Genomic DNA, 7,315 nt, shown 5'->3' on the forward strand with positions numbered 1-7,315 from the left:
AGGATTCCCGTCACCCCACGAGGGAGCACACACGCCATGCGCCGCGCCGTCTGCCCCGGGTCCTTCGACCCGATCACCAACGGTCACCTCGACATCATCGAGCGGGCCTCGAAGCTGTACGACGTGGTGCACGTCGCGGTGCTGATCAACCGCAACAAGCAGGGCATGTTCAGCATCGAGGAGCGGATCGCGCTCATCGAGGAGACCACCGCCCCCTACGGCAACGTGGTGGTCGAGTCGCACCTGGGCCTGTTGGTGGACTTCTGCCGCGAGCGGGACATCCCGGCGATCATCAAGGGCCTGCGCGCGGTCAGCGACTTCGACTACGAGCTGCAGATGGCGCAGATGAACCACGGTCTGACCGGTGTCGAGACGCTCTTCGTGCCGACCTCGCCGACGTACAGCTTCCTCTCGTCGACGCTGGTGAAGGAGGTCGCCTCCTACGGCGGCGACGTCTCCCACCTGCTGCCGGAGACGGCGCACCGCAGGCTGGTCGAGCGGATCGCCGAGCGCCGCGCCGAGCAGTAGCGGCCGGCGGCGGCCGGCCCCGGCCCGGCCGCGGATGACCGCACGTCCGTTTCTGCCGGTTCGTCATGGTTTGCCGGACGGGTGGCAGGGCGGCCCGCGCCGGACGTTGTGACCTCGCAGGGCAGTGGCCGTACAGTCTGTATTCCTGCCCTGCGGTGTCGTCCACCGCGCCGGGCGCTGCCTCCGCCGGACCTCGGCGGCACACGGAAAGACGAAGCCCCGTGGACGTGCAGAACAAGGTCGACGAGATCGTGGCGGCCGTCGAGAACGCCCGCTCGATGCCCATGTCGGCCTCCTGCGTGGTGAACCGTGCCGAGCTGATCGCGCTGCTCCGGGACGTCAAGGCGGCGCTGCCCGCCGAGCTGGCCCAGGCCCAGTCCGTGATGGCCGACCACGAGTCGGTGGTCGCCGGGGCCCAGGCGGAGGCCGAGCGGATCATCCAGGGCGCGCACGCCGAGCGCGGCTCCCTGATCTCCGACACCGAGGTGGTCCGCCGGGCCCAGGCCGAGGCCGACCGGATCCTCTCCGAGGCCCGCGCCGAGGTCGAGGCCAAGCGCAGCGAGGCCGACGACTACGTGGACAGCAAGCTGGCCAACTTCGAGGTCGTGCTCACCAAGACGCTCGGCGCGGTCGGCCGCGGCCGCACCAAGCTGCGCGGCGACGCGAGCGTCTTCGAGACCGAGTACGAGGGCGAGACCGACGGCGAGGAGTTCCGGCCGCAGCGGATCAGCCCGAGCCCCGAGGTCGACGAGTACGTCGATGTGAAGCTCGCCACCCTGGAGAACGTCCTGGGCGCCACGCTGGAGGCGGTCGGCAAGGGCCGGGACAAGCTGACCGGCAAGCGGCCGATCGACGAGCTCGGCGCCTACCTGGCCGCCGCCGACGAGGCCCAGCAGGCCAAGGAGCGGGCCGAGGCGGTCGCGGCCGGCTTCGCCTCCGACGCGGACGGCAGCGAGCTCGCCTGGTACCGCGAGGAGGTGCCGCAGCAGCAGACCTGGCCGGAGCAGGCCCCCGCCGCGGCGGGCTGGCAGGCGCCCGGAGCGGACCAGTACGCGGCCGCGCAGCAGGGCGGCGCCCAGTACGCCGAGGTCTACGGCGGCGGCTTCGACCCGGCCGCCGGCCAGGGCGCGGACCCGTACGGCGCCCAGTACGGCTATCAGCAGCAGGGGCAGCAGCAGCCCGGCTACGGCTACCCGCCCCAGCAGGCCCAGCAGGTCCAGCAGCAGGGCTACCCCGACCAGCAGCAGTACGGCAACGGCTACTACCCGCAGCAGCCGGCCAACCCGCCCGCGCCCGTGCCGCAGCAGGCCCAGCCCGGACTGGACGAGACCAGCTTCTTCGACACCAGCATGATCGACATGACCAGGCTGCGGGAGCTCGGCGGCCGGTAGGACGGGCGCGACTTTGGGCCTGGCGGGAGACTCGGGTAGTCTGACCACTCCGGCCTCTCCGTGTCGGGCCGTCGGTCTGCCCGCGCTTCGTCCGACGAGCAGCGCCGCGCATCAGCTCCCCCAGGAAGTGCAGGACATCTTGAACCGCCTCGACCACCGCGACCCCCTCGTGTTCGACACGCACGAGCTGGGCCGTCGTCCGGGTGCGCTGCGCAAGGTGTCCCGGACCCTGGAGGCCCCCGAGGGCCTCGGGATCATCGACGTGATCGCCGTCCCGGAGAAGAGCGAGATCGCGCTGGAGCTCCGCCTGGAGTCCGTGGTGGAGGGCGTGCTGGTCACCGGCACGGCCGGGACCGCGGTCGAGGGCGAGTGCGTCCGGTGCCTGGAGCCCGTCGAGTTCGACCTCGACGTGGACTTCCAGGAGCTGTACTACTACCCGGAGTCCGACGAGCGTCACCGCGCCCGGACCGCCGGTGCCGAGGACCTCGACGAGGACTCCGAGGAAGAGACTTACCGCCTGGAGGGCGATTACTTCGACCTCCAGCCGGTGCTGCGTGACGCGGTGGTGCTCGCACTGCCGCTGCAGCCGGTGTGCCAGGAAGACTGCCTGGGCCTGTGCTCCGAGTGCGGAGCGCGCCTGAGCGACGACCCGGCGCACCACCACGATGCCGCCGACCCCCGGTGGGCGGCTCTGCAGGGACTCTCCGCCGCCCCCGGCGACGAGGGTGACGGAACCGAGAACAGCGACACCCGTGAGGGTCTCGCCGAGAACCAGGAGAAGTAGCCGTGGCTGTTCCGAAGCGGAAGATGTCGCGCAGCAACACGCGCCACCGCCGGTCCAACTGGAAGGCCGTCGTCCCGGCCCTCGTGGCGTGCGACCGCTGCCACGAGCCGAAGCTGGGCCACATCGCGTGCCCGAGCTGCGGCACGTACAACCGCCGCCAGGTCCTCTCGGTCTGATCGGCGGGGTGTACGGATCGATGTCGGACGGTAACTCCTCCCGCAAGGCGGCCACCGCACCGAAGACTCCTTCGGGCGGCGGCAAGGCCGGCGGGCCGGCTTCGACCGAATACGACGTCCTGGAAGGGCGCCTCGGGTACACGCTCGAGCGCGCCCTTCTGGTGCGTGCCCTGACCCACCGCTCGTTCGCCTACGAGAACGGTGGCCTGCCCACCAACGAGCGCCTGGAGTTCCTCGGCGACTCGGTGCTGGGCCTGGTGGTGACCGACACCCTCTACCGCGTCCACCCGGACGTCCCGGAGGGCACGCTCGCCAAGCTGCGCGCCGCGGTGGTCAACTCGCGCGCGCTCGCCGACGTCGGCCGCGGCCTGGAGCTGGGCACGTTCATCCGGCTCGGCAAGGGCGAGGAGGGCACCGGCGGCCGCGACAAGTCGTCGATCCTCGCCGACACGGTCGAGGCGGTCATCGGCGCGGTCTACCTGGACCAGGGTCTGGACGCCGCCACCGAGTTCGTCCACCGGCTGTTCGACCCGCTGATCGAGGAATCCTCTCAGCTCGGCGCCGGCCTGGACTGGAAGACCAGCCTCCAGGAGCTCACCGCCTCGGTGGGCATCGGAGTGCCGGAGTACGTGGTCGAGGAGTCCGGTCCGGACCACGAGAAGACCTTCACCGCCGCGGCCCGGGTGGCCGGCGAGGACTTCGGCAGCGGCGTCGGCCGCTCGAAGAAGGAAGCCGAGCAGAAGGCCGCGGAGAGCGCCTGGCGGGCGATCCGGGAGAAGTACGCCGACCGGCTGCCGAAGACCGCCTGACCACGCAGTAGCCTTCACTCCTGCAGAGCCGAACCCGTTCCGCTGGAGGCGTTTTCCCGTGCCCGAACTTCCCGAGGTCGAGGTCGTCCGCCGCGGTCTGGCGAACTGGGTCGCCGGGCGGACCGTCGCCGCCGCCGAGGTGCTGCACCCGCGCGCGGTGCGCCGCCAGCCGGCCGGCCCGGTGGACTTCACGGCCCGCCTCACCGGCACCACCCTCGGCGCGGCCCGGCGCCGCGGCAAGTACCTCTGGGTGCCGCTCTCCGGCACGGGCGAGGGGTTCTCGCTGATCGGCCACCTCGGGATGAGCGGCCAGCTGCTCGTCCAGGACCCTGCGGTGCCGGACGAGAAGCACCTGCGGGTGCGGCTGCGGTTCACCGACGGCGGGCGCGAGCTGCGCTTCGTCGACCAGCGGACCTTCGGCGGACTGGCCGTCGAGGAGGCCGAGGACGGCGACCCGGAGGGCACCCCGGTCTCGATCGCGCACATCGCCCGGGACCCGCTGGACCCCCGGTTCGACGACGCCCTCTTCGGCACCGCGCTGCGGGCCCGGCGCACCACGGTCAAGCGGGCCCTGCTGGACCAGACGCTGATCAGCGGGGTCGGCAACATCTACGCCGACGAGGCGCTGTGGCGCGCCGGGCTGCACTACGACCGGCCGACCGCGACGCTGACCCGCCCGCAGGCGGCACTGCTGCTGGGCCACGCACGGGACGTGATGACGGCGGCGCTGGCCGTCGGCGGGACCAGCTTCGACAGCCTGTACGTCAACGTGAACGGCGAGAGCGGCTACTTCTCGCGCGACCTGGACGCCTACGGCCGGGAGGGCGAGCCCTGCCGGCGCTGCGGCACCGCGATCCGGCGGGCCGCCTGGATGAACCGGTCCAGCTACTTCTGCCCCCGCTGCCAGCGGGTGCCGCGGGTGCGCAGCGGGGGCTGAGCGCCGGAGCCGGCTCCTGGTGCGCGCTAGCTCTTGGCGAGTTCGGGCCGGGACGGTTCGGCCTCGGGGAGGCCGCCGCCGTGGGTGTCCTGGCCGAAGTAGGCCACACCGACCGCCGCCACCACCGAGAGCAGGAAGCCGGCCACACCGAGCCAGCCGAGTCCGGCCTTGGAGGAGTCGCCGAGCCAGAGCACGCCGGCCGCGCCGGGCAGCACCGTCTCGCCGACCACCAGGGCGGCGGTCGCGCCGTTCACCGAGCCGATCTGCAGGGCCACGGTGTGCACGTACATGCCGCCGATGCCGCCGACCAGGATCGCGTAGAGCGCCGGGTCGGAGAGCAGGCTGCCGAGGTCGAACGGCTCGATGCCGTTGAGGATCCGCACGCCGACACCGAGCGCGCCGAAGCCGAGGCCGGAGAGCAGACCGGCGACGATCGCGCCGTTGGCGCCCATCCGCCGCACCAGCAGGCCGCCGCCGACCAGCAGCACGGTGGTGATCACCAGCAGCCACCAGTGGAAGGCCATCGCGGCGTGGTGGCCGCCCTCGGGCCCGGCGGAGACCGCGAGCAGCACCAGCGCCGAGCAGAGCACGCCGATCGAGATCCACTCCAGCTGCTTGAGCCGGATCCCGAGCAGCTTGATCGAGAGCACCGCGGTGATCACCAGGTTGGCGCTGATGATCGTCTGCGAGAGGAACAGCGGCAGCATCCGGGCGGCGAGCGCGCCGAGCCCGAAGCCGATGAAGTCCAGCACCGTGCCGAGGATGAACTCCCAGGTCACGGCGGCCTTGGCGGTGGAGGAGAGGCTCGGCCCGCCGTGCGCCGTGGTGCCGGTGCCGGTGCCGCCCCTGGCGGCCTCCTCGCGGGCGGAGCGCCGGGATCCGACGGCCTGCAGGACCGAACCGGTGCCGTAGCAGGCAGAGGCCGCCACTGCTGTGACGAGGCCGATCAACACGCGGAGCTCCGATCAGGAGGAGTGGGGCAGGAAGGTCAAGAGTTGGTCATGCGGCGGCGGTACGGCCACCACTATGCCTGGTCGCGCGGTACGGTCGGGACGCCCTGCGGAGGCGGCCGGTCCGCCCGGAGGTACGTCCGGGCCGGTGGCCGGGTTCCCGCCCGGGCCGGGACTCGGGGGCGCCCGCGGCAAAGATCATCCCGCAGAAGGGGGCCCACCCCGGCGGACGGTGGGGGTCGAGGACCGGGCCGTACCCGGCCGGTATGCCATGACCCGGGGCCGTCCGGGGTAGCGTCGAGGACATGAGAACCCTTGCTCGACGTTCCCGGGGCGCCGGGCCACTGGCCTTGGTGGCGGCGCTGCTCGGGCTCCTGTTCCTGCTGGCGCCGGCGGCCTCGGCGGCCGGCGGTCTCGACGACGCGGCCGCCGCGCTGAAGCAGGGCCGGGTGTACGTGGACCCGGCCATGGCGGACCGCTTCGGTCAGGCCCGGGCCGACGCGTTGACCGAGAAGATCCGCAAGGCGGACAAGCCGATCTTCGTGGCGGTGGTCCCGGCCGCCGACCCGTACGGCGCCCGGACCGTCTTCGACGACCTGCGCACCAAGACCGGCATCACCGGGACGTACGCGGTCTGGCGCGGCGACCAGTTCCAGGCCCGCTCCGACCGGACGGCGCTGCCCAGCGCCAACGCCGAGCGGATCGCCGGCGCCGCCTTCCGCGCGCACTCCGGCGACATCGACGCCACCCTGAACGACTTCGTCGACACCGCCGCCCCGCAGATCAAGGGGCACGGCGTGAACAGCGACGCGGGCGGCGTCCCGACCGCCGCGGTCGTCGTCCCGCTGGCCCTGCTGGCGCTCGCCGGCACCGGGGTCTTCCTGCTGTTCCGCCGGGCCCGCCGGCGCAAGGAGGAGCAGGGCCGGGCCGAGCTGGAGCAACTGCGCCGGGTCGTCGACGAGGACATCACCGCCTACGGCGAGGAGCTGGACCGGCTGGACTTCGCGCCGTCCGCGCCCGACGCCGACGACGTGCAGCGCGGCGACTACACGCACGCCCTGGACTCGTACGAGAAGGCCAAGCGGCTGATGGACGGCGCCAAGGGGCCGGAGGACGTGAAGCCGGTCACCGAGACGCTGGAGGACGGCCGGTTCGCGCTGGCCACCCTGGCGGCCCGGCGGGAGCGGCGGGCGCTGCCCGAGCGGCGCCCGCCGTGCTTCTTCGACCCGCGGCACGGCCCGTCGGTGCTGGACGCCGACTGGGCCCCGGCGGGCGGGGCCGCGCGCACCGTCCCGGTCTGCCGGGCCGACGCCGACCGGCTGGCGGCCGGCCAGGACCCGGACATCCGGACCGTCCCCACCGAGCACGGCCCGCAGCCGTACTGGAACGCGGGCCCGGCGTACGGACCGTGGGCGGGCGGCTACTTCGGCGGTTTCGGCGGCGGCGGTCTGCTGCCGGGGCTGCTGGTCGGCACCATGCTCGGCTCGATGATGGCCACCCCGGCCTACGCGGCGGGCCCGGTCGACGCCGGCGCCGGCTACGAGGGCGGTGACGTCTCCGGGGCGGACTACAACTCCTCCGACTTCGACGGCGGCTTCGGCGGCGGGGACTTCGGCGGTGGCGGGGACTTCGGTGGCGGAGGGGACTTCGGCGGCGGGTTCTGACCCGCCGGGGTCCCCGCCCGGATCCCCGGCCGGTGGAGCACCGGCACGCGGCCCCCGCCGGACGACCGGCGGGGGC

At 73.2% G+C, this 7,315-nt stretch carries 8 protein-coding genes; 7 read left to right on the top strand and 1 reads right to left on the bottom strand.

The features are described from left to right. The first annotated feature begins 36 nt into the window (after positions 1-36). The 6 genes from coaD to mutM all read left to right on the top strand — a co-directional run bounded on the left by coaD (position 37) and on the right by mutM (position 4,625). Positions 37-528 (top strand): pantetheine-phosphate adenylyltransferase, encoded by a 492-nt coding sequence (coaD, locus tag ACFCX4_RS15880; RefSeq protein ID WP_376142698.1) that lies wholly within the window; start codon positions 37-39, stop codon positions 526-528. A 221-nt stretch (positions 529-749) separates the two neighbouring features. After that, on the top strand, positions 750-1,919 hold the full coding sequence (locus tag ACFCX4_RS15885; RefSeq protein WP_376142700.1) for a cell division initiation protein: 1,170 nt from the start codon (positions 750-752) through the stop codon (positions 1,917-1,919). 139 nt (positions 1,920-2,058) lie between these two features. Next, entirely contained in the window at positions 2,059-2,703 is a 645-nt protein-coding gene (locus tag ACFCX4_RS15890) for a DUF177 domain-containing protein (RefSeq protein WP_376142702.1), read from the top strand. Between the two features lie 2 nt (positions 2,704-2,705). Further along, positions 2,706-2,879, top strand: coding sequence for a 50S ribosomal protein L32 (gene rpmF / locus ACFCX4_RS15895; RefSeq protein ID WP_030056747.1), 174 nt, complete (start codon positions 2,706-2,708; stop codon positions 2,877-2,879). 20 nt (positions 2,880-2,899) lie between these two features. Beyond that, positions 2,900-3,688 (top strand): ribonuclease III, encoded by a 789-nt coding sequence (rnc, locus tag ACFCX4_RS15900; RefSeq protein ID WP_376142704.1) that lies wholly within the window; start codon positions 2,900-2,902, stop codon positions 3,686-3,688. Positions 3,689-3,746: 58 nt separating this feature from the next. Then, on the top strand, positions 3,747-4,625 hold the full coding sequence (gene mutM, locus ACFCX4_RS15905) for a bifunctional DNA-formamidopyrimidine glycosylase/DNA-(apurinic or apyrimidinic site) lyase (protein WP_376142706.1): 879 nt from the start codon (positions 3,747-3,749) through the stop codon (positions 4,623-4,625). Positions 4,626-4,651: 26 nt separating this feature from the next. Here mutM and ACFCX4_RS15910 read toward each other — a convergent pair whose 3' ends face one another. Further along, entirely contained in the window at positions 4,652-5,578 is a 927-nt protein-coding gene (locus tag ACFCX4_RS15910; protein ID WP_376142708.1) for a hypothetical protein, read from the bottom strand. Between the two features lie 302 nt (positions 5,579-5,880). On the opposite strand from ACFCX4_RS15910, the gene ACFCX4_RS15915 reads away from it, so the two are divergent. Next, on the top strand, positions 5,881-7,239 hold the full coding sequence (locus ACFCX4_RS15915; protein WP_376142710.1) for a hypothetical protein: 1,359 nt from the start codon (positions 5,881-5,883) through the stop codon (positions 7,237-7,239). The last annotated feature ends 76 nt before the right edge of the window (positions 7,240-7,315 follow it).

This window comes from Kitasatospora sp. NPDC056327 (assembly GCF_042261735.1).
In the GTDB taxonomy this organism is placed as follows: Bacteria; Actinomycetota; Actinomycetes; order Streptomycetales; family Streptomycetaceae; genus Kitasatospora.